The organism is Paenibacillus aurantiacus (assembly GCF_042431225.1).
Classification (GTDB): Bacteria; Bacillota; Bacilli; order Paenibacillales; family Paenibacillaceae; genus Paenibacillus_Z; species Paenibacillus_Z aurantiacus.
The window spans coordinates 303,880-326,217 of sequence record NZ_JBHMDO010000015.1; the positions used below are offsets into that span (position 1 = coordinate 303,880).

Sequence of the window (22,338 nt, forward strand, 5' to 3'; positions counted from 1 at the left end):
TTATTTTCCTTTTTTCCACTTTTGAATTTTGAGTTCCAGCTTCTGGATCAAATCCTCGTCCGCTTCGTCGAGCGCATCGAGCATGTGGCTGACGACGAGCGGGCCGAACTCTTCCATTAGCTCGTTGGTCAATTCCTTCGACTGCGTCTGCAGAAATTCATCGCGGCTCTGAACCGGACGGAAGTAGGAGGTTCGCCCTTCCGTGCGCTTGCGCAGAATGCCCTTCTCTACCAGCCGGTTCATGACGGTCATGACGGTGTTGAAATTCATCGTCTTCTCCCGCTCCAGCTTCTGCTGCACATCCTTGATCGGCATTTCGTCGCCGGCCCATAGAATGCTCATGACTTTCGCCTCGAGCGGGCCGAAGAAGCGGTTCAGCCCGCTTTCGTTCGTCTTAAAATTCGGGATTTTCATGGGAGCACCTCACACTACTAATTGTAGTGTTTCCAAATTCGGACTGTCAAGGGACTTAAGGCTTGAGCGGCCGCGTCAGCTCGCTCCCGAAGAACCATGTATGGAACAAACGCGAGAGGACCAGCACACCCATCACGCTGAGCAGCGTCCAGTACCATTCCCAGTGAATATAGTCGATCAGCCGCGTCATGCGCATGATCAAGTATTCCGGCCCCGTCAGCGCGAGGCCGAAGCCCAGCGTATAGGCCACCTGCCACTTTCGTCGCGCTTTCGCGGGGAATAGCAGGTTATAATACACCGCGATCGTCGGGAGCAGCAGGAATTCGAACGAGAAGCTCGTATGGCTCGCCTGTTGAAAATCGCGCACCGGATAGCTGATCCAGCCCAGTTCCACAACCGCCAGACCCAAAATCCAAGCCGGGAACTGTTGGAACAGAAAGATTGCGGCCGCTTCCTTGCGCCTTCCCTTCGGCACGAGCGCCAGCAGGATGATACCGATCGCGTCAAACGCCATCAGAAGAATCGTATCTCGCCAAGCTTGCACCGTCCGCCACCTCCTTCGCGCCGAAGACGCCCCGCCCGAAAAACCACATATAGCCGATCCGCGCGCTAACCAGGCCGGAACCGTAGACCAGCACTCGCAGCAGCCAACCCATATTCCGAAAATCGATCAGCCGGGTATACGTGCTGACCACCCACGTGAACAGCGCCAGTCCCGCCAAGTACGCGGCCAACTGCACCGCATTCCGCCATAACCCCTTCGGCACATATAAGGCATAGAACACCGCGACCGCTGGGTAGAGAATAAAATTGAATGAAAAATTGCTGCCCGACGCCCGCACGAATTCACGCACTGGATTGGCCGCAGCGCCGCTCTCCACCAGGACCAGACTCATCGTCCATGTGTACGTCTGGTTGAGCAGGAACGCGAAAACCATCTCCCGCCGCCGTTCCTTGGCTATGCCGAAGAATAAAGCAGGCAGGCAGACGACCCATACGCTTAGCAGCAGCCAACGCTCGACATTCATCGCGATCATGCCGTCCCGCCCCTTTTTTCGCGTCTCGTCCCGCCTCGACCGCTCCCTCGACGAACTAAGCGACACTAACAATATGCGCATCCGGGCCCAAAATAAACCAAGCCGGGGAAGCGGTGCGCCCTTCATGGGCGTGTGCTTCCCCGGCTTGATGGCGGGTTTGGCGGCGGCTGTTCGGCTCAATAACGGTGCCTGGCTCACTATATCATGCTATCTGGCGGCTGCCCGACCCAATAACGACACCCCGCCCACTATTGCGCGCTAACTGGCGGCTGCCCGGCCCAATAACGACGCCTAGCTCACTATTGCACATTTTCCGGCGGTTGCTCGACTCAATAACGACACTCAACTCACTATTGCGCGTTATCTGGCAGCTGCTCGATCCAATAACGACGCTTAACTCACTATTACGTGCAGCTCAGCAGCTGTCGCGACAGACGTTAGCGGCTCCCCTGCTGCTCCGCTCCGTCGTTCCCCGCCGCCTCTTGCAGCACGGTCAACAATTCATGCCAATCCGTGATGCGGGGAATAGTAAGCTGCCGGTTGTACGACGTGTCTTTCACGTATGCCTTGAGCAGCGGCAGCTCGGCCAGCGTATCCAGTACGGCCGGCTTATCGTCGAAGTAGTAATCGAGCCCAAGCTTGCGGATAATATGTACTTTCTCGGTATCGCTCATGCCGCAATAGAACTTATCCGGATCGACCGGGAACCCGGCCGCGATCATCCACTCCCGGGTCTGCTCGCAGAACTCCGGCGCCCGCGCGGTAATGTAATAGACCTCGTGGCCGTCCTCTACCAGCTGCTGCAGCACTTCGATCGCGTTCGGGAACGGCGGACAGGCCGTGAAATAAATTTCGCTGCGGTTATCGTTCCACATCCGGCCGCCCTCCTCGCGCGTCAGCCCGAACAGCGAATGAATGGGCACGTCGGTCAGCTTGTGGAACTCTGCGATATCTACCTGCTTGTTCAGCTTCCGGGAATAAATCTCGAACGCGAACTGCCGCAAATTAATAAGCGTATCGTCAATATCGAAACCGAATTTCATCGATCCTGTTCTCCTTCTTCTTTCATCATCATGCCTCCATTGTAACAGATGCGCCCGCGTCATGCCTGATTGACCGCGCCGGGTTCTCGGTGAAGGAGACGTACAGCCTTGAACGAAAGGAGCACGCCATATGATCAGCCGATTCCGAATAACCGGCAAAGAGGACATTTCACTCGCGGATTTCGATCCCGAAGATACCGCGGATATCGCATCCAAAGACGCCATCGCGGACGAAATGAAGCAGCTGAAAGCGCGTTTGCAGGAGGAACAGGAGAAGCTGTTCGCGAGCAAGACGAACGGCATTCTCGTCATTTTTCAGGGAATGGACTGCAGCGGGAAGGACGGCGTGATCCGCAAGACGCTCGCCGGCCTCAACCCGAATGGCTTCCGGGCGGAGAGCTTCAAGAAGCCGACGAACGAGGAGGCCGCCCACGACTTTCTGTGGCGAACCCACAAGCTCGTGCCAGCGAAGGGCTACATCACTGCCTTCAATCGCTCCTACTATGAAGAAGTGCTCATTACGCGGGTTCATGGCGATATCGATGAAGACGAGGCTAAGCGGCGGCTGAAGCATATCCGCAGCTTCGAGAAGCATTTGGCGGATAGCGGCATCGTCGTGGTGAAAATCTTCCTGCACATCTCGGCGGATTTCCAGCTGCGCAAAATCCAAGAGCGGATGCAAAATCCCGAGAAGCTGTGGAAGTTCGACCCGAACGATCTGGAAGAGCGCCGTTTCTGGGACGAGTACCAAGCGGCTTACGAGACCGCTTTCGCCGCCACCGCCTCCAAGCGCAACCCCTGGTACATCGTGCCGGCCAACAATCGTTGGTTCCGCGACTACCTCGTATCGCGCATTCTGACTGCGGTAATGGAGAAGCTGGAGCTGTCGTATCCGCAGGTCGAGATCAGCTCCCCGTTACCGGGCGCGGACACGACCGGATTTTAACCGCGCGGGCGAAGCGGCCCGCGCAATAAATAAACCTCGCGTATCATTCCTAACATTGAAGATTTAGCCGATAAAACAAAGCGCGCGTCTCCACCGACCTCACATCGGGGGCGACGCGCGCTTTGTTAGTCGAGGACCGGCATGCCGCACGCGAGTGCGGCCGCAGTTATCGCCGGCACACAGGACCGCCTAGCCCTTCGTCTGCACATGCAGCCCGTTTCCCGCTGACCATTCCGCGTACAGAACGTCCTCCGTCCGCTCCACGCCCTGCACCCGCAGCTCCTTCATCAGCCACGGCTCGTCGAGGCCGATTTCCTTCAGCAGCGCGTGTTCCACGCAGCCGTGATCGATCAGAATATATGTCATCGGGACCGGCTTCTCCGGCAGTCCGAGATCCTCGCGGCTCACCTCGTCGGTCTTCGCATTTCGCATGACGCTCAAACTGCCGTTCGTCTCGAAGATCGCGTAGGCGACGTCCTGCACGCTGAACACGTTTTGCTCGCGCAGCAGCATGCCCAGCTGATGCATGTCCAGCTTATTGCGCTTCATGGCAGCCTCGTCGATGCGTCCGCTCCGAATGACAATATCCGGACGACCGCTAAGCGGACGCGACAGCCAGGGGAATCGCTGCATCGCCTTCTCGAGCGCAAGCGACAGTGTCATCCAGACCGCGAGCGCGAAGAGCAGCTCGATCACCTTCACCTCGCGGTCGTACACCGTGTTGCCGACCAGTTCGCTCAGCATAAGCGACGTGACGAAGTCGAAGGGCGTCAGCTGCGAAATTTCCTTTTTGCCCAATAACCGCGTCATCGCCCACAAGCCGATGAAGCCGGTGATCAGCTTGATTGCGATATACGTATAGTCCATGCGCCGTCCCTCCCGTCCATTGGAAACTTAAGTTTCCTTAACCGGGGGCGGGATACGGGGAAACGAGGAACGGCTTGTTATACAATTATCCCTCGCGACCCTCCACAAACCCAAGCAGCTCCCGCAACTGTCCGATCCGGCCCGCATACGGAATGCCGCGGCTGTCCAGCGCCTCCGTCGTCGCGCCGTAATGCACGAATGGCACGTTCGCCTCGCAAGCCGCCCGAGCGTCGATCCAGGAATCGCCGACCGAGATCCACCCCTGCTCCGGAATATCGGCGAAAAACGCTTTCGCCGCCTGATAACCCGACGGATGCGGCTTCATCGCCGTCATCTGCTCCCGGCCGACGACCAGTTCGAAATAAGGCGCAATGCCCGTCCGCTCCAGCGCCTCGACCGCGGCCGCATGCGCGTTGTTGGTCACGATCACAAGCCGCAGTCCGCGCCGTTGCAATGCTTCCAGCAGCTCGACCGCCCCGTCCTCCAAATCGGCATCGATCATGCCGGCCTGCTCATGTTCGGCGCAAATTTGCATCGCGCCTTCGTAGCCTTCCGGCGTCAGACCAGCCTGCGCGGCCGCAAGCGCGAGCAGCGTCGCCGTCGTGTGCTCCTGAACGATCACATTCACCGGTAGCGAGCCGATGCGCGCCAAGTAAGCCGCCACCGCCGCTTTCATCGCCGCGAAATCGATCCGCGACCGCAGCACCGTATTGTCCATATCGAAAATAACGCCTTCCACCGCCCCTATCATCATGCGCGCCGCCTCCCCTTCCTATATGAAAAAACGGCTCATGCAAAACGTATGCATAAGCCGCCGAGATGATTGCCGATTCGATTGTGAATTGCGCACATCGTGCCGGGCACGATTATGCTTCCGGCTTGAACTTGAACGTGCGCGCGATATACAGCACCGGCGTCGACGCCGCAGAAATAATGAACTTAAATAAATACGTCGTAAAGAAAATTTGAATCCACACATCGAACGTATAATCCCCGCTCAGCCCGAACGCGATCGTGCAGAAGATGAGCGAATCGACGAATTGGCCGACCAGCGTGCTGCCGTTGTTGCGAATCCACAGCTGGCCCGGCTTCGGGAACCGCCGTTTCAAGTACGAATAGATGCGCACGTCGAGGAACTGGCTGACGAAATACGCGGTCAAGCTGCCGATCGCGATACTTGGCAGCAGGCCGAAAATAATCTCCATCGGCTCCTGGCCAAAGTCCGTTTCCACCGGATTGAACTTGAGCGCCATCTGCATGATGATCGTCGAGGCAAGCAGCGAGAAGAAGCCGAACCAGACCGCCTTCTTCGCGTCCCGATCGCCGTACTTCTCGTTCAGCAAATCGCTCGCGAGGTAAATCGTGCCGTACGCGGTATTGCCAAGCGTCATGACCAAACCGAACATGTCGATCGTCTTGACCACCTGAATGTTGGCCAGCACCGTCGCGAACCCGATCCATGCGTACATGCCGGACTTGCCGAACGCCCGGTAGCAGATCAGGAACAGCGCGAAGTTGACCAGGACGAATAAGACGCCCCACCCAAAATTGAACATTTCTTTCTTCCTCCTAGTTTTGATAACGCGGGAGTTTGCGAACCGCGGCTCCTTCCCGGAGCTTGGACCATTATAGCACAGGGCGGATGGGCGGCAAGCGAAAATGCTCCGGTCCGGCAGGAATGCGGTCATCACGGCCCGCAGCGCCAGCTTTTCCTTTACCGAGCGCCTCTCGACATGCACGCACAACGGCAGTTGAACTCCTCGTCCTAATGAACGCCCCACGGAACATGCCCACGGAACGGCCATGTCTACACGCAACAAAGCGGCGAACCCTCGACACCAACCGCCGCATGCGACGAAAAGCAGACCCGGCAGGTCTGCTTCGCTACGCGCTATTCCTAGGCTTTCCTTACACCGACGCCGGCTTCTTATCCAGCAGCTTCACGATCTGATCCTCGAATTTCGCCGGCGCCGTCGCCGGAGCGATCCGCTTCACGACGCTTCCGTCGCGATCGACGAGGAACTTCGTGAAGTTCCATTTGATCGCGGAGCCGAGCATGCCGCCTGCCTCTTTCTTCAGGTAGTTGTACAGCGGATCGGCTTCCGGTCCGTTCACGTCGATCTTCGCGAACAGCGGGAAGGTTACGCCGAAGTTGATTTTACACGCCTCTTCCACTTGGCCGTTGTCGCCCGGCTCCTGATTCATGAACTGGGCCGATGGGAACCCGAGTACCGCGAAGCCGCGGTCCTTATATTTCTCGTACAGCTCCTGCAAGCCGTCGAACTGCGGCGCGAACCCGCATTTGGTCGCCGTATTCACGATGACCAGCACCTGTCCGCGATAATCGGACAGCTTCTTCTTCTCCCCGCGAATCGTCGCCACTTCGAAATCATGTACGCTCATGGTCTCGCCACCTCATTTATATTGATTACAATTATATTGTACACAATTTAAATCCATTTGAAAACCCCTCGCCTTAAAATTCGCCGCCCGCTCTCCCGGTCTTTCGATTCTTGTCATGATGCCGCTTTCTTGCTAAGATGGGGAAAGATTTGGTCACGTCCGCGGGATACGGAAGCAGCGCTCCTGCCACCGGTTTGCGGCATGTGTCCGTTAGGATGATCGTCATGAACAAATTAGAAGCCGAATTCAGCAACCTCGTGAAGGCGTACCGCAAGCGCCATATGGGCAAAGGTCCCGGCCGCATCACGACCACGTTCTGCAAGAACTGGGCGATCTGCGAGATGGAGGGCAATCTATCTCCCGTGGAGAAATTCATCGCGGGCGCCGAGGATGGCAAGCAGATGCTGCGCGAAGCCCGCACGCAGTGGGTGAAGGAGATTTACCGCAACCACCCGCCCGTCGAGATGGAGGAGCTGCTCGGCGCGCGTTTCCTCGACTTGTACGTCGACATCGATATCGATAAGGACTTCGGCATGTCGATCTTCGTGTTCGACCGCGTCTTGCCGCAATCTTAAGCCTATATGCATACGAAGCCAGTCCGCGCTCGGCAGCGAACCTGCCGGAGACGAACCGCTAAGAGACATTTTTCAATCTTGAAAAATATCCCTCTTGAGCGGTTTTTTTATTCCATTAATACCTTTAGTTCAAGAAAAGAGGATGATTCCATGGGACGCACCAAACATACCGGCCCGATCAAATTGCCGTCGAAGCCCGACCCGAAGCTGTGGGTGAGCAAAATGCCGTTCGGCCTCGGACGCGTGAAGCCGCATCATATCCGCGAGACGATGAAGGTGATGGCGGATAACCGCGACAACCTGCCTTACGCGCTGCGCATTCTGACCCAAGGCGTCTGCGACGGCTGCGCGCTCGGCGTGTCCGGGCTGTACGACCAGACGCTGGCCGGTCCGCATCTGTGCACGACGCGGCTCAATTTGCTGCGCCTCAACACGATGCCCGCGATCAAACCAAGCGTGCTGCACGCGGATATCGAGGAGCTGCGGCGGATGGACAGCACCGAGCTGCGAAAGCTCGGCCGCCTGCCGTATCCGCTCATTCGCCGCAAGGGCGAGCGCGCGTTCAGCCGCATCTCGTGGGATGAGGGGCTTGAGACGATCGCGTCGAAAATCAAAGCAATCGACCCGAAGCAGCTCGCCTTCTACCTGACGGCCCGCGGCATCACGAACGAATCGTATTACGCCGCCGCCAAGGTCGCCCGCTTCCTCGGCACGAACAACATCGACAACGCCTCCCGCATCTGCCACTCCCCGTCGAAGACGGCGCTCAAGCGGTCGGTCGGCATCGGGGCGTCCAGCTGCAGCTATAAGGATTGGATCGGCACCGACGTGCTCGTCTTCTGGGGCAGCGTCGCCGCCAACAACCAGCCGGTCTCGACTAAATATATGTACGCCGCCAAGCGCAAGGGCACGAAGATCATCGTCATCAACCCGTATCGCGAGCCGGCGATGGACGGCTATTGGGTGCCGTCGATTCCCGAGTCCGCCCTGTTCGGGACGAAGCTGGCCGACGACTTCTACCAGGTCAACATCGGCGGCGATATCGCCTTCATGCACGGCGTCATGAAGCACTGGTTCGAGATGGAGCAGCGGGAGCCAGGCTCGGCGATCGACCACGCGTTCGTGGCCGAACACGTCAATGGCTACGAAGCGCTCCGCGAGCATGCGCAGAAGCAGGATTGGGAACAGTTGACCCGCTCTTCCGGCCTTTCGCGTGAACGCATTGCCGACTTCGCCGAGCTGCTCGCCCGCTCGAAGTCGGCCGTCTTCGTCTGGAGCATGGGGCTGACGCAGCACCGCTTCGGCACGGACAACATTTCGCAGGTGGCCAATCTGGCGCTGCTGCGCGGATTCCTTGGACGCGAGCATTGCGGCCTCATGCCGATTCGCGGCCACAGCGGCGTACAGGGATCCGGCGAGATGGGGGCCGATCCATTCAGCCTGCCCGGCGGCGAATTCAAGGGTGAGGATATTCCGCGCATTGAGAAGGCGTGGGGCTTCGCGCTGCCGAGATGGCAGGGCGATATCGTCGGCGTCTCGCTCGAGAACGCGCTGCTGCCGGATGCGCACGAGCGCAAGCTCAAGCTGTTCTACACCTCAGGCGGGAACTTCATCGAGACGATGCCAGACCCGGATTTCGTGCGGCGCTGCCTGGAGTCTGTCGATATTCGCGTCCACCAGGATATTCTACTTAACACGTCGACGCTCGCGGATGCCCGCGAGGCGGTCATCGTCCTGCCGGCCATGACCCGTTACGAGCAGCCCGGGGGCGGCACGTCGACCTCGACCGAGCGGATGGTGTACTTCTCGCCGGAGATCAAAGGGCCCCGCATGCCCGAAGCTCGCCCGGAATGGCGCATCTATACCGAACTGGCCGCCAAGGTCGATCCGGCACGCGCGGCGCTCGTGCAGTTCAACGATGCGGACGCGATTCGCGCGGAGATTGCGCTCGCCGCGCCGAACTACGACGGCATTCAGCACTTGAAGCGCAAAGGCGACGTGTTCCAGTGGGGCAACGCGTGGCTGTGCGAGGGCGGCGTCTGCCCGACGCCGGACGGACGCGGCAACCTGATTCCGGTCGAGCTGCCGGAGCTGCGCAAGCCGGAAGGACATTTCTACGCAACGACGCGGCGCGGCAAGCAGTTCAACTCGATGGTGTACGGCGCGATCGATCCGTTCAACGACGCGCACCGCGACGATATTATCGTGAGCCGGAAGGACGCCGGGGACATCGGCATCCAGGACGGCGACGCGGTCGTCGCCTACAACCGGCATGGCGTGTTCCACGGCCGGGCGAGAATCGGCGACGTCGCGCCGGGCAACCTGGAGCTGTTCTGGCCGGAGGGCAACGTCCTTCTCGCCAAGGGGCGCTATGAGCCGATGGCCGGCATCCCGGAGTACAACATCGCCGTCGTGCTCGAGAAGGCCGATACGTACCACGCCTTCAAGGATACCCGCTACGTGGAGAAGCGGATCGAAGAGCTCGAGACGGAGGCGCCGGGATCATGAACCGGCAGCCGACCGCAAGCTGGCCGGTCGCGAAGTTCACCGTAGACGAGGGACGCGGCAGCTCGCTATTCGAATATGAGGATGCGATCGCGGCCGAGACGCCGTTCACCTTCCGGGTGAACGGGCGGGAATTCGCGACGATCGTCTGCACCCCCGCCGATCTGGAGGAGATGGCATACGGCTTCCTCGCCTCGGAGGGGGTCATCCGGGCTGCCGCCGACGTTCGTCGGCTCGATATCGACGAGGACCGCGGGTTCATCTATGCGGAGCTAACGGGCGAGCTGCCCGATTCGGCGTTAGCCGATACGTCCAAGCGCGTCATCGGCTCCTGCTGCGGCAAGAGCCGCCAGTTCTACCTGGCGAGCGATCGGGCGACGGCACGCACGTCCACGTCCCGCATCCGGCTGACACCGCCGCAGTGCCTATCGCTCATGCGGCAGCTGCAGGAGAGCTCCGCCGACTTCCAAGCGACGGGCGGCTTGCATAACGCCGCGCTCTGCACGCCGGACGCCTTGCTTGCCGTCCGGTCGGACATCGGGCGGCACAATGCGCTCGACAAGCTGCTCGGATACAGCCTCCTCGGCAAGCTGAACACGCGCGACCTCATCGTCGCCTTCAGCGGCCGCCTCTCCTCGGAGGTCGTACTGAAGGCGGCGAAGCTCGGCGTCGGCGTCCTCCTCTCGAAGTCCGCGCCGACCGACCTTGCGCTCGAACTGGGGCAGGATCTCGGCGTAACATGCGTCGGCTTCATTCGGGGCGGGTCGATGAATGTGTACACGCATCCGGAGCGGATTGCGTTTCATGAAGGCGGCGTATAAACGCAAAAAGCGGAAGGGCTCGATGCCCTTCCGCTTTTGTTATGCTATCGTTCACTTGAAATACCCCAGCCGCTTTACCCGCTCATATACTGCCCGCGCGTCTTCCCCGTTAATCGCTGGCGAACTGATGATGAGCTTCGGCCGCCCTTCCCTTTTCACGCCGGTTAACCACTCATAGAATGCGGCATCCGTAATTTCAATGGCGTAATCCGACGTTGCTTCATCGTAGAAAATCTGCCCAATATACGTCCGCTTGGTTCCTTCATAATAGATAAGTCCTGCTCCGGGCGTAAAAAGAATCGTTTGAAGCGTCCTGTCCCCGATCTGCATCGTACCCTTAAAGGCGTTCTCCTTCGCATTATACGTGCCTTCGATCAACATATTAACGGTCTTGCCCGGCTGATCGCCGAACATATAGGCCGGATCGTCCAGCTTGATTGTCTCCGCTTGCTCCGAGCACCCCGACAACAATATGCCAACCGCAAGCAGCAGACTAATCGTCCAGCGCCATTTGCGCATCATGGTTCACCTCATCCCTACCATACCATGGAAAATAGCCACCGGTCATGAGCAAATATGGTTATCCTGCCTTTAGATTTCCTCCTATCGGCAAAAACACGGCGAAAAGAACGAATCAACCGATAATATTGCCGGCGGGATATTGTGTTTATATTTTTATTCTTCCTGGTTGTTAATTCGTACACTCGCGACACTGTATATATCATCAGGCAATCCAGAGTGACACAAGATAGAGTCATCTCGAAGATTCGCTTGATACAAGAGACATTCCCATGGTGCCTAATGAGGGATACATTTGGCACGGTGGTATCCCGATTGTCTTCTTAACCACAAACCTCAAATTCGAAAGGATGTATAAAAACATGGCTACTAACTATTCGTACTTCGAGCAATCCGCTTCCGGCTCTACATTTCGTGTTATTAAAACACACGTAAGTAACCTAAAAAATGAAATCATCAAAAAGCCGGTCTGCAACACAACCTTCTACGGCATTAATGGCGGGGTTTTCAACTCCCCTAACGGCTATAGCAGTGCTCCGACTGAGGGACTTGCAATTGGCTGGAACAAAGGGGACACGACTTTCAATGACGCTAATGCCTATGGTAATAAGTCCAGGGGTACATTGTTCACCTATTTCGACGCTGCTGCAAACACTACAAAAGCAGGGATCACACGATGCACAAACATTGCGAATTTGAAAAGCCAAATGGGGCAAAACTTGGATTATCGCTTAATGATTGGCGGTGGCGATTTCGCACTCGGTATCACAAGTGATTCCGATTGGAAAACACAAGTGTTTGATCCAGAACAATGGTCGACTGTTCCCGATGTCGGTGGCGGCCTTATCCAAGACCCTCGCCGTTCGGGTATCGGCCTCGCCGTAGAAAACGGAAAATGGGTCGCTTATCTGGCAATCTCTACAGCCAATGCAACGCTTTATGACTTGCGTAAGCTCTTCAAAGACCTTGGCTGCTTCAACGCAATTCACTTGGATGGTTCTGGTTCGGCGCAGATGCAAGTCTATGCGAATAATACCACTATCAAAGATCGAGGGTCTGATCCAGACCGTTATGTTTGGAACATGGTTCGACTCATTGCAACCACCTAAAATAGAGAAAAAGCCAGCTGCAGATGCGCTGGCTTTTTCTCTATTTTATATTAATCTCAATTGCTTCTGTCAGATGATCGTTTGCAAATCGCCAAGTAATCTCGGCACTCTTCCCTTTTTCAATCGCAGTAATGTCTGCCTTTTCCTTTTTATCACCTGACTGTTTATAGATAGAAGTATTTTTAGTGACTGAGAACGTTCCGCTCGACATTTCACTTTTGTTAGACTGATCTTCAGGCTGGATGTCCGTTAATTTAATGATGTATTCCGACTTAATGCCTTCCACAACGCCCCCTGACTTCTCTACAGTATCAATATCTCCGTTTACTTTGTACGTTTCTTCATTCTGATCCGCTTTACTACATCCGGCAGCAAAGATTAAGGCGACAACGAAGACCATAATAAATAGATTTTTTTTCATCAGCGTACAACTCCTTGGGTTTTCTTTTTGGACTCCGATAGGCTAATACCATCATTGATGTCTATTTCGCGGCGGGGCAATTTCCCGTTTAGTCATTTAACGAAAATTGTTCCTATTTTGTTTCATCAGACATTGATAACCAATTTTTATATTTACTAAACCTTCCATAAAGGAAGTGTATATTTTATAATATATAGGAACATATGTTCCTATTATGGTTGTTTTTTTCGATAGTTGGAACACTGTATTAGGTAAGACTTATTCATTCGATCTATTAAGAAAGGAACTGCTACTTATGAGACAAGATAACTTTACTGCTCGCCCTATATTTGATGTAGAGGTAGCACTTCGGCACCCTGTTCTACGAGGATTTTGCACCCACCCTGGAAATGCAAATTCCGTCCGGAAATACATTAACGAATCCACTCCAGAGAATCTTGAAAAACTCAACCTTGCATTTAAGAGGTATTTCTTCGCTATCCGATTCACGAAATACCTCAATTCACTCATAACCAACGGGAGAATAGATTTCGTCAGGAAAAACAAACGCTCTGAGGAAAGGGAATTAGTAATTTTCAATAAACAAATATCGGATGAGGAAGAGGCGGAAATTGGAGAGTTGCTTACTGCTGTTTACAGCGGTGATGATTTACCGCAGGTTACCACCAATCCGGATGTATTCCAAGAACAGATAAACAATGAATGGCTGTACGAAGGATTCTCTCTCCTTACTTCAAAACAAAAAGTTGTAATTACTCTCGCTTACTCAGCGCTTTCAAGGGATAGCGAAATCGCACTACTGCTTCATGTCACGCAGCAAGCCGTTTCCAAAACAAGAAAATCGGCCCTGCAAAAAATTCGCCAATGTTTTCCTCATTGTCATCAGCTCCCATTAAGGGCAAGGAGGTGACTGGACATGGATCAATCCCAATTAGTACCTTTGGTAACCACTGCGATTGGCAACTTCGGTTTCCCGATTGTGGTAACCGGATATTTGCTGCTTCGATTCGAGAAAAAAATAGATTCCCTTACAAACACCATGCAAGAATTTAAGATTGCTTTGACGGGGGAGAATGATAAAAAAAGATGACAAACGATGAACTCTTTGAAAACGTCCAACGAGCACAATACGGCGATCGTCCTGCTATGCAGAGTATTATAGAAGCATACTATCCTCTTATCCGAAAGCAAATCCGAGCTTTAGCCCCAACGGAGTCAAAGGAATTTGAGCAGTCTATAATCGAAAAGATTGTTCGTGCAGTTCATAATTATGACTTGAACGCTCTACCTGACTTCATTACATTCTGTCATTTAGATCCACTAGAATGATCATGACTGTCCCTGTGAAAAAGTATAATCGGCAGTAATATCGAAGAGCGTACTGGCTAAGATGGCCGGTACGCTCTTATTCTATAGCGCAGACAGATCTCCGTGGCTGCGGTTCGACCGGAGCGATCCCCGTGCCAGCTTGCCGGCGGAACGGCTGGCGCGACGGCCATCTCGCCGCTTGCGGCCGGGCGACTCTCGCGGTCCCCCGCAGTTGTCGGGATTTGCAGCCGCCGACATACTCTCCCCGCCAAGCGCCGCCGGCAGAACGACTGACGCTCGCCGGTCGGCCCCGGCACTCGGCCGATCGACACGCGCGGTCCCCGCGCAGCCGCCACGATTGATCTGTAGCAGGTTCGAAATCCTCCCCGTCGGGCACTCCTGCGACGTTCGGCGCGCCCGGTTCAGGTCACCGTCGACGGCCGGACAATCCGCGCGAAGAATCCGCGGTAATTCAACGACTTCAGTCTAATACTTTATTTTCATCGAACGCCTGCCGCATATGACAAAAGCAGCCCTTCCGGGCTGCTTCCTCTTCTCTCTTCTCTCTTCTCTCCTGCTCCGTTATGCCGATTTCCGCCGATCATACACATAGCTCGCCACCAGCATCACCAGTCCCGCCGCCGTCAGCCCCCCGCCCACGAGCGGGAGCTTCGCCAGCCCCCAATGCGTAATGACCGCGCCGCCGATGAAGGCGCCGCTCGCGTTGCCGAGGTTGAGCGCGGAGTGCGTCGACGTCGCGGCAAGCTCGGGCGCTTCCTTGGCCAGGTTCATGATGCGCAGCTGCAGCCCCGGCAGGATGCCGAACGCCGCGACGCCCCAGACGAACACGGTGACGATGGCCGCGGCAGGCACCTTGTCGGTTACGGCGAACAGCGCCAGAACGCCGGCAAGCACCGCGAAGTTCACGAGGAGGGACGGCATCAGCTTCCAATCCGCCAATTTGCCGCCGACGATGTTGCCGACCGTCACGCCGACCCCGAACAGCACGAGCACCCACGAGACGGCTCTCTCCGAGATGCCGGTAATCTCGGTCAGAATCGGCGTAATGTACGTGAACACCGCGAACAGGCTGCTGCACCCGAGCGCCCCGATAAGCAGCACGAGCAGCAGCTTCGGCTGGAGCAGCGCCCGTACCTGCTGGCCCAGGCTTACGTCGGACTTATTCTCCACGCGCGGGATGAAAATCATAATGCCGATCAGCGAAATGACGCCCATGATCGCCACCGAGCCGAACGACGCCCGCCAGCCGAGATGCTGGCCGATGAACGTGCCGAGCGGAACGCCGATAATGTTCGCGATCGCAAGCCCCGCCATCATGATCGACACCGCGCCCGCCTTTTTCTCCGGACGCACTAGACTTGCCGCGATGACCGAACCGACGCCGAAGAACGTCCCGTGAGCCAGCGCCGTCACAAGGCGCGCGGCCATAACGACCGCATAGTTCGGGGCGACAACCGCGATCAGGTTGCCAAGCACGAAGATGGCCATCAACAGCAGCAATAGCGCCTTCTGCGGCAGCCGGTGCGTCAGCATCGCGAGTATCGGCGCGCCGAACGCGACGCCCAGCGCATAGCCGGTGATGAGCTGCCCTGCCCGCGAGATGCTGACGTCCAGCGCGGTTGCCACATCCGGCAGAATGCCCATGATGACGAACTCCGTCATGCCGATCGCGAATGCGCCGACAGTCAGGGAATAGATCGAGATCGGCAGTCTCTCTTTGGCGGCCGGTCTCTCCTGTACGACTTCAGTGTGACTCATTGCTTCCTATCCGTCCCTTCTCTCTAACGCATAATACCCCATTGTAGTCCGCCCGCCGCAGGCGTACCAAGTTAAATTATTCCACCCCCGCCGTTTGCTGAAGTTTGTGCGCATGCCGATGCCGTGAAGGTTATGTTAGAACTACAGCGATCGCCGCCGAATCTATCGTCCCCAGCGTGGCCTGCCCGTAGAGACGGTAGAGACGCAATAGCGATACTCAAGTCACTCAAGTCGCTATCGTCGGCGCGGCCCAGTCGTAGAGGTACCCGCACCCCGTCCCCAAGCTCGCCCTAAGCAAATCAAAAAGCCCGGGAATCACCAGATTCCCGAGCTTCAAACTCGACCGCGAGCCCTTGCCGGCTCGCTTCTAATAATCGCCGACAGCCGACTCGCTTATATAAGGCTCGATGCGCACCGCACAGGCTTTGAAGCCCGGCATCCGGCACGTCGGGTCGAGCTCCGGCAGCGTCAGCTTGTTGACGTTCTGCGTATCGCCCCAATGCATCGGCACGAACACGGAATCCGGCCGAATGTCGGTCGTAATCCGGCCTCGCACGACGATGCTGCCCCGCCGCGACGTGACGCGTACCAACTCGCCGTCGGCGATGCCATATGTGCGGGCCGCCTTCGGATGCAGCTGGACGAACGACTCGAAGTCCCGCGCCGCCAGGGTGTGGCTGCGCCGCGTCTGCACGCCCGTCAAGTACTGGGTCAGCACCCGGCCGGTCGTCAAATATAACGGATACGCATCGTCGGCCGACTCCGGCAGCCGATGGTTCTCGACCGGAATGAGCTGCGCCCGGCCGTCCTCATGGGCGAATCGCTCCGCGAACAAGCGGCCCTCGCCCGCCGAGCCCGTCGACGGACACGGCCAGTAGACGCCTTCTTCGCGCCGCAGCCGGTCGTACGTAATCCCATAGTAGTCGGCGATCCCGCCGCGGCTCGCCACCCGCAGCTCCTCGAATATATCCTCCGCCGATTCGAAGCGGAAGTACTGCCCCCGGCCCAGCTTCTCGGCGATATCGCCCATGATCCGCCAATCGTGCCGTGACTCGCCGATCGGCGGGCGCTTCGCTTCCCGGAGCAGCACGCGCCCTTCGAGATTCGTCAGCGTCCCGTCGTTCTCCAGATACGACGTGCACGGCAGGACGAGATCGGCCAGTCGCGCCGTCTCGGAGAGGAACATGTCGGCCACGACCAGAAAATCAAGCTTGCGCAGCCCCTCTTCCACGAGATTCGCATTCGGGTTGGATACGATCGGGTTGGAGCCCATGATGATGAGCGCGCGGATTTCCTGCGCGTGTACCTTCTCCATCATTTCATAGGCGGAGACGCCCTTGCCCGGCAGATCCTCCGGTTCGATATCCCATACATCGGCGATGTAGGCGCGATCTGCCGGGTTCTCGATTAGCCGGTAGCCCGGCAGCTGATCCGCCTTTTGGCCGTGCTCGCGACCGCCCTGTCCGTTGCCTTGACCCGTCACGGCGCCGTAGCCGGAGCCGGGCTTGCCGATTTTGCCATTCATGAGCACCAGGTTCAGGAAGGCGCGCACCGCCATGTAGCCGTCCGTCTGCTGCTCGACGCCGCGGGCCGTGAACACCATGCCCGTCGGCGCCTGGCCGAACGCGAGCGCCGCCTTGCGAATATCCGCCGCGGAGACGCCGGTCAGCCCCGCAATCTCTTCCAGATCGAGCGCGGCCAAATGCGCCTGCAGCGCGTCGAAGCCATTCGTCCGCTCGCGAAGGAACTGCTCGTCGAGCAGTCCTTCCTCGAGCAATACCTTCTGCAGCCCGTTGGCGAGCGCCGCGTCCATGCCCGGCTTTACCTTCAGATGCAGGTCGGCCAGCTTAGACGTGCCCGTCTCGCGGGGATCGATGACGATCAGATAAGAGCCGTTCTCCTTCGCCCGCGTGAAATACGGCATAAGCGTCGGCTGACATTCCGCGATGTTCGTGCCGGCGAGAATGATGCATTTGGCCAGCTCGATATCCGACAGCGGATTCGTCAGCCCCCGGTCGACGCCGAACGCCTTGTTACCCGCGGAAGCAGCGGCCGACATGCAGAACCTGCCGTTGTAATCGATATACTTCGTACGCAGCGCAACCCGCGCGAATTTGCCCAGCAGATAAGCGGACTCGTTCGTGAGCGAGCCGCCCCCGTAGACGCCGACCGTGTCGCGGCCGTAGATGCCCTGCAGCCGTTCAACCCGCTTGCCGATGATGTCGAGCGCTTCGTCCCAAGAGATCGGCACGAAGCCTTCTCCTTCTCGGCGCAGCGGCTGCCTGATCCGCTCGCCGCTCAACGCGTGTTGGTACGCGTTCATGCCTTTAATGCACAGCCGCCCTTCCGAGGCCGCGTTCATCTTCGGCTCGACCGTGTAGACGGGCCGGGACGCGCCGGGCGCCCACGTCTCCGTTACGGTGGCCTTACATTGTACGCTGCAGAACGGGCATTGCGTATCCAAGACGTTCACCACCGGCGTCAGGCCGGCCTGTTCCTTTGTCTCTAGTCTCATCCGATCCCTCTCCCTGCCGCACCTGCCAAAATTCCGCCCCTTGCGCTGCTCGGACAGCGCCCGAGTAGCTCCGTACGCCTCAGAGGGTCGAACAGCCCTTCGCGCAGCGGCACAATGCCGACCTGCTCGATCCATTGCCAGACCCGCTGGCCGTATTCCGCTTCCTCGCGATACCACTGCGTGAACGCAGCGGCAATCTCGAGTGCCGTCTCCTCGCCATCCGCCACGCCAAGCAGCTCTGCCCGCTTCAATTCTTTCACCCGGCTGCCGCCGACGTAGATCTCCCAGCCGGCCGGCGCCGCCGTCAGGCCAAGATCAGCCGTGAGCGTCCCCGCTTGATGCAGGGGACTAGCCGAGACCGCCGCCGCGAATTCGGCCGGCAGCTGCATCGGCTCGAGCAGCCGCTCCAGCCGAGCGCCGAGCGATACAGAATCGCGCACGGCGCCGCCGTCGTAGCGCGGCGCGCCGTAAGTCGCGACGGGACTGAGCGGCTTGCCGTACGAATCGGATGAAGCCTCCATCCCAAGCGCCGCTTGCACCTCGGATAGCCGCATCGGATCGACGCCGCGCAGCTCGATGCCGCCCGAGACGCCGAGCTTCACTTGCGGGATGCCGTAGCGTTCTGCCACCTCGGCGATGCGCCGCAGCTGGTCGCCCGTCGCCACCCCGCCGTACAGGCGCGGCGCAACCGCGCAAGTGCCGTCCGCAAGAAGCGCGGCGGTAGGTTCGACAGCCTGCGCCCCCGGCGGCGGAACAGACGCTGCGGCAGCCGCTTCAGCCGTGCTCGTAACGCTAGCCGCCATCGAAGCGGCAAGCCCCGCGTAATATCTTACCGCCGGGCGGCAGACGCGGCATCCATCCGCGCTCTGCCACCCGAGCGCCCGCATTGCCGTCTGCGCATCGGCATAGCCGCCTTGCATGACCGCGGCGCGCAGCTCCTCGTGGCTGAGCGGCGTACAGCCGCATACCGTCACCTTCGCCGGCTCCGGCTCAGCTTCGTTCGCGAGCGTATACGCCAGAATCGCGGAGACGAGCGGCTTGCAGCCGCCGCACGAGCTGGACGCCTTCGTGCAGCTGCGCACTTCCTCGAACGTCTCCAGCCCCTCTTCGCGTATCGCGGAGACGATTGCGCCTTTGCTCACGCCGTTGCAGGAGCAGACCGTCTCTTTGTCCGACATCGCGCAGACGAGCTCGTCGTCCGAACCTCCGGCCGCGCCGGCTCCATCCTGCTCGAGCACCGACGCATCGGCGCCCTGCTTGATATGGCCGAGCAGCTTGTTGCCTTCGGCGCTGTCGCCGAACAAGACGGCGCCGACGACTTTGCCGCTTCGTACCATGACGCGCTTGTACGTGCCTTTAATGCCGTTAACCACTTTAAGCGAAGCATCGATTTCGCTCTCGCGGATCTCGCCCGCGGAGAACACGTCGACGCCGGATACTTTCAAGTGGGAAGCGAGAATGGAGCCTTCGTACCCCGGCGTTCGGACGCCGCACAGATGAGCCGCGAGCACTTTGCCTTGCTCATATAACGGGGATACCATGCCATAGACCATGCCGCGGTGCTCCGCGCATTCGCCGACGGCGTATACATCCGGCACGTTCGTCTGCATGTAGTCGTTGACGAGAATCGCGCGGTCGATCTCGATGCCGCTGTCCGCCGCCAAGCGGACGTTCGGCCGGACGCCGACGGCCACGACGACGAGATCGACGGCGATTTTGGTGCCATCCTTGAACAACAGCCCCTCGACCCGCTTCTTCCCGATGATCCGCTCGGTATGCTTGGCGAGCAGGAAGCGCATGCCCTGCTTCTCCAGCTCCGCGCGCAGCATGATGGCCGATTCCCGGTCCAGCTGTCGTTCCATCAGGTATTCGTTGATATGGATAACGTCGACTTCCATGCCCAAATTGAGCAGGCCGCGCGCCGCCTCGAGCCCCAGCAGACCGCCGCCGATGACGGCCGCGCGCCGGTACTTCTTCGAAGCCTCCATCATCGTGTTGCAGTCCTTGATATCCCGGAACGCCGTGACGCCGGGCAGATCCGCCCCCGGCAGCGGCAGCATGAATGGCAGCGAGCCCGTCGCCAGAATCAGCTTGTCGTAAGGTACGCGTACGCCGCCTTGGCTCCACACCTGCCGCTGCGCGATGTCGATCCGTACGACCGGATCGCCCGCGTACAGCCGGATGCCGTTGTCTTTGTACCATTGCCAGTCGTTGATCGTAATATCTGAAATCCGCGTATCGCCCTGCAGCACCTTGGAGAGCATGATCCGGTTGTAGTTCGGATGCGGCTCGCCGCCGAATATCGTAATCTCGAATCGATCTGGGTCCTGCTTGAGGATTTCCTCCACGCATCGCACGCCGGCCATGCCGTTGCCGATGACCACCAGCTTCTTCTTCTCCATCCCGGTTCCCCTCCACGTTCCCCAGTTGGCCGTATCCATCTCCCGTTCTTGCGTCCGGCGCGCATAGCCGCCTCGCTTTAAGCTCCAAGCAGCGCCGCCGGACGCCAGATCCGTCTCAGGGAGCCGTGACCGCCGTTTTCTCTTGTCTAATTCGAAGGGCCAGCTGATTGACCCCCAGGCATATGCAGGCGAACGCAATCAGCAGCGCGAAGCCGAACGTATACGAGCCGCTCACATCTTGAATGACGCCGAGCGCCAGCGGCGGGAAGAACCCGCCCAGGCCGCCGGCCGCGCCGACGATGCCCGTTACCGCGCCGGTATCGGCCGGCGATACTTCCGGCACCATTTTGAATACCGCTCCGTTCCCGATCCCCAAGAAACAAGCCATGATCAGGAAGCTAACCGTGAACGATCCCGCTTGATCCAGCGATAGCGCGATCGCAAGCCCCGAGAGCGCAATGCCCGCGAAGACCGCCGTCAGCACCCGCCGCGAGCCGAACCGGTCGGCCAGATAGCCGCCACATGGACGGATGAGCGTCGCGGCCAGCACGAACGCCGCCGTCCGAAGCCCCGCTTCCGCCGCGGACAGGCCGAACAGTTCCTTCAAGAAGGTCGGCAGGTAGACGCTGAACGCCACGAAGCCGCCGAACGTAAGCGAATAATAGAAGGACAAGGCCCACGTCGATTTCACTTTCAGCACCTGCATCGATTGAAGGAGCGTCTTCGGTTTGGCCGGCTTCGGCGCGTCGGCGGCGAATAGCCAGAACAGCACGGCTACGACCGTGATCATCCCCGCCAAACTATAGAACACGCCGTCCAGTCCGATGTAGCCGTGAAGCACCGGCACGCCGTAGCTTGCCGCCGCGACGCCGAGGTTGCCAAGTCCGGCAAGCCCGAGGACGAAGCCCTGCTTCTCCGGCGGATACCAGCGGGATACGTACGTGAGCGAAATCGCGAACGTCGATCCGCCCATGCCCAGAAACAGAGCGCACAGCAGCATCGCCGAGAAGGAGCTCGCGAAGCTGGCCGCCAGGAGCGGAAGGATAAGGAACAGCATCGTCAACGCGAACACCCTGCGCCCGCCGTACCGGTCCGTCAGGATCCCCATCGGAATCCGCATGACCGAGCCGAGCAGCACCGGCGCCGCAATCAGCGCGCTCTTCTGAAATCCGCTGAGCCGGTACAGCTCGCTAAGCTGCGCCGCGAGGGGCGCGAGCATATTCCAAATCACGAAGGACGCCGCCATCGCGATGGTCGAATACCACAATGCCTGTGCCTGATTGCCCTGTTTCTTCCCCATATGCTTTCTCCTCCGCTTTCGCTTGCCTCTTACGTCTCTAAGAAGCGATCGTGCTTTCCTCCGGCAGGCTGAGCCACAGCTCGCCGCTCGCCGCGTCGATTTCAATCGGGAACGTCGTCACGCAGCCTTCGTCCGGCGCCTGCGCGAGGCCCTCGCGCAGGCTGATTTTCCAGTCGTGCAGCGGACAGAAGACGTGATGGTCGCATACGATGCCTTCCGACAGCTTGCCGCCCTTGTGGGGGCAGCGATTCTCGATCGCCCTGAGCTCGCCGCCCGTCATTTTGAATACCGCTATCTCCAGTTCCCCGATCCGGACGACCCGCGCCCGCTTCTCCTTGATGTCGCCCACGTTGCCAATATGGATTCGTTTCATC

At 58.5% G+C, this 22,338-nt stretch carries 24 protein-coding genes; 8 read left to right on the forward strand and 16 right to left on the reverse strand.

What is annotated here, in order from left to right; all coding sequences use genetic code 11:
* The 4 genes from ACFFSY_RS08220 to ACFFSY_RS08235 form a co-directional block, all read right to left on the reverse strand.
* The gene (locus tag ACFFSY_RS08220; RefSeq protein WP_377492643.1) at positions 1-414 is read right to left on the reverse strand and encodes a BlaI/MecI/CopY family transcriptional regulator; all 414 of its coding nucleotides are present in this window, start codon (positions 412-414) and stop codon (positions 1-3) included.
* Positions 415-469: 55 nt separating this feature from the next.
* On the reverse strand, positions 470-958 hold the full coding sequence (locus ACFFSY_RS08225; protein ID WP_377492646.1) for a CBO0543 family protein: 489 nt from the start codon (positions 956-958) through the stop codon (positions 470-472).
* Positions 918-1,451, reverse strand: coding sequence for a CBO0543 family protein (locus tag ACFFSY_RS08230; RefSeq protein WP_377492649.1), 534 nt, complete (start codon positions 1,449-1,451; stop codon positions 918-920). The genes ACFFSY_RS08225 and ACFFSY_RS08230 overlap by 41 nt, the downstream gene beginning before the upstream one ends.
* A gap of 437 nt (positions 1,452-1,888) precedes the next feature.
* Positions 1,889-2,494: a 5' nucleotidase, NT5C type gene (locus tag ACFFSY_RS08235; RefSeq protein WP_377492652.1), complete on the reverse strand. Its 606-nt coding sequence runs from the start codon at positions 2,492-2,494 to the stop codon at positions 1,889-1,891.
* 130 nt (positions 2,495-2,624) lie between these two features.
* Here ACFFSY_RS08235 and ACFFSY_RS08240 point away from each other — a divergent pair, with 130 nt between their 5' ends.
* A complete protein-coding gene (locus tag ACFFSY_RS08240) occupies positions 2,625-3,440 on the forward strand; it encodes a PPK2 family polyphosphate kinase (RefSeq protein WP_377492655.1) in 816 nt (271 codons plus the stop codon).
* Between the two features lie 189 nt (positions 3,441-3,629).
* On the opposite strand, the gene ACFFSY_RS08245 is transcribed toward ACFFSY_RS08240, so the two are convergent.
* The 4 genes from ACFFSY_RS08245 to ACFFSY_RS08260 all read right to left on the reverse strand — a co-directional run bounded on the left by ACFFSY_RS08245 (position 3,630) and on the right by ACFFSY_RS08260 (position 6,710).
* Positions 3,630-4,307, reverse strand: a complete 678-nt coding sequence (locus ACFFSY_RS08245; protein WP_377492658.1) for a DUF421 domain-containing protein — start codon at positions 4,305-4,307, stop codon at positions 3,630-3,632.
* 85 nt (positions 4,308-4,392) lie between these two features.
* A complete protein-coding gene (locus ACFFSY_RS08250; RefSeq protein ID WP_377492660.1) occupies positions 4,393-5,061 on the reverse strand; it encodes an HAD family hydrolase in 669 nt (222 codons plus the stop codon).
* Between the two features lie 112 nt (positions 5,062-5,173).
* Positions 5,174-5,863 (reverse strand): queuosine precursor transporter, encoded by a 690-nt coding sequence (locus ACFFSY_RS08255; RefSeq protein ID WP_377492663.1) that lies wholly within the window; start codon positions 5,861-5,863, stop codon positions 5,174-5,176.
* A 352-nt stretch (positions 5,864-6,215) separates the two neighbouring features.
* Positions 6,216-6,710, reverse strand: coding sequence for a glutathione peroxidase (locus tag ACFFSY_RS08260; RefSeq protein ID WP_377492666.1), 495 nt, complete (start codon positions 6,708-6,710; stop codon positions 6,216-6,218).
* Between the two features lie 224 nt (positions 6,711-6,934).
* Between ACFFSY_RS08260 and ACFFSY_RS08265 the strand changes: the two genes are divergently transcribed.
* The 3 genes from ACFFSY_RS08265 to fdhD all read left to right on the forward strand — a co-directional run bounded on the left by ACFFSY_RS08265 (position 6,935) and on the right by fdhD (position 10,611).
* Entirely contained in the window at positions 6,935-7,285 is a 351-nt protein-coding gene (locus tag ACFFSY_RS08265; protein WP_377492669.1) for a Na-translocating system protein MpsC family protein, read from the forward strand.
* Between the two features lie 150 nt (positions 7,286-7,435).
* Entirely contained in the window at positions 7,436-9,793 is a 2,358-nt protein-coding gene (locus ACFFSY_RS08270) for an FdhF/YdeP family oxidoreductase (protein ID WP_377492672.1), read from the forward strand.
* Entirely contained in the window at positions 9,790-10,611 is an 822-nt protein-coding gene (gene fdhD, locus ACFFSY_RS08275; RefSeq protein WP_377492675.1) for a formate dehydrogenase accessory sulfurtransferase FdhD, read from the forward strand. The genes ACFFSY_RS08270 and fdhD overlap by 4 nt, the downstream gene beginning before the upstream one ends.
* Before the next feature lie 51 nt (positions 10,612-10,662).
* On the opposite strand, the gene ACFFSY_RS08280 is transcribed toward fdhD, so the two are convergent.
* A complete protein-coding gene (locus tag ACFFSY_RS08280) occupies positions 10,663-11,133 on the reverse strand; it encodes a hypothetical protein (RefSeq protein WP_377492678.1) in 471 nt (156 codons plus the stop codon).
* 359 nt (positions 11,134-11,492) lie between these two features.
* Between ACFFSY_RS08280 and ACFFSY_RS08285 the strand changes: the two genes are divergently transcribed.
* Positions 11,493-12,239: a phosphodiester glycosidase family protein gene (locus ACFFSY_RS08285; RefSeq protein ID WP_377492681.1), complete on the forward strand. Its 747-nt coding sequence runs from the start codon at positions 11,493-11,495 to the stop codon at positions 12,237-12,239.
* Between the two features lie 40 nt (positions 12,240-12,279).
* Here the strand turns inward: ACFFSY_RS08285 and ACFFSY_RS08290 are convergent, their stop codons facing one another.
* Entirely contained in the window at positions 12,280-12,660 is a 381-nt protein-coding gene (locus ACFFSY_RS08290) for a hypothetical protein (RefSeq protein ID WP_377492684.1), read from the reverse strand.
* 295 nt (positions 12,661-12,955) lie between these two features.
* On the opposite strand from ACFFSY_RS08290, the gene ACFFSY_RS08295 reads away from it, so the two are divergent.
* The 3 genes from ACFFSY_RS08295 to ACFFSY_RS08305 are packed head-to-tail and all read left to right on the forward strand — an operon-like array spanning position 12,956 to position 13,989.
* A complete protein-coding gene (locus ACFFSY_RS08295) occupies positions 12,956-13,570 on the forward strand; it encodes a sigma-70 RNA polymerase sigma factor region 4 domain-containing protein (protein WP_377492687.1) in 615 nt (204 codons plus the stop codon).
* Positions 13,571-13,576: 6 nt separating this feature from the next.
* Entirely contained in the window at positions 13,577-13,750 is a 174-nt protein-coding gene (locus tag ACFFSY_RS08300; RefSeq protein WP_377492690.1) for a YvrJ family protein, read from the forward strand.
* Complete coding sequence (locus tag ACFFSY_RS08305; RefSeq protein ID WP_377492693.1) at positions 13,747-13,989, forward strand: helix-turn-helix domain-containing protein; 243 nt, start codon at positions 13,747-13,749, stop codon at positions 13,987-13,989. Before ACFFSY_RS08300 ends, ACFFSY_RS08305 begins: the two co-directional genes overlap by 4 nt.
* 56 nt (positions 13,990-14,045) lie before the next feature.
* Here ACFFSY_RS08305 and ACFFSY_RS08310 read toward each other — a convergent pair whose 3' ends face one another.
* The 6 genes from ACFFSY_RS08310 to nirD form a co-directional block, all read right to left on the reverse strand.
* On the reverse strand, positions 14,046-14,300 hold the full coding sequence (locus ACFFSY_RS08310) for a hypothetical protein (RefSeq protein ID WP_377492696.1): 255 nt from the start codon (positions 14,298-14,300) through the stop codon (positions 14,046-14,048).
* A gap of 250 nt (positions 14,301-14,550) precedes the next feature.
* Entirely contained in the window at positions 14,551-15,747 is a 1,197-nt protein-coding gene (locus ACFFSY_RS08315; RefSeq protein ID WP_377492699.1) for an MFS transporter, read from the reverse strand.
* A 367-nt stretch (positions 15,748-16,114) separates the two neighbouring features.
* The gene (nasC, locus tag ACFFSY_RS08320) at positions 16,115-18,262 is read right to left on the reverse strand and encodes an assimilatory nitrate reductase catalytic subunit NasC (RefSeq protein WP_377492702.1); all 2,148 of its coding nucleotides are present in this window, start codon (positions 18,260-18,262) and stop codon (positions 16,115-16,117) included.
* On the reverse strand, positions 18,259-20,664 hold the full coding sequence (nirB, locus tag ACFFSY_RS08325) for a nitrite reductase large subunit NirB (RefSeq protein WP_377492705.1): 2,406 nt from the start codon (positions 20,662-20,664) through the stop codon (positions 18,259-18,261). Before nirB ends, nasC begins: the two co-directional genes overlap by 4 nt.
* 115 nt (positions 20,665-20,779) lie before the next feature.
* Entirely contained in the window at positions 20,780-21,964 is a 1,185-nt protein-coding gene (locus ACFFSY_RS08330) for an MFS transporter (RefSeq protein WP_377492708.1), read from the reverse strand.
* 37 nt (positions 21,965-22,001) lie between these two features.
* Positions 22,002-22,337, reverse strand: a complete 336-nt coding sequence (gene nirD, locus ACFFSY_RS08335) for a nitrite reductase small subunit NirD (RefSeq protein WP_377492845.1) — start codon at positions 22,335-22,337, stop codon at positions 22,002-22,004.
* Position 22,338 lies beyond the last annotated feature (1 nt).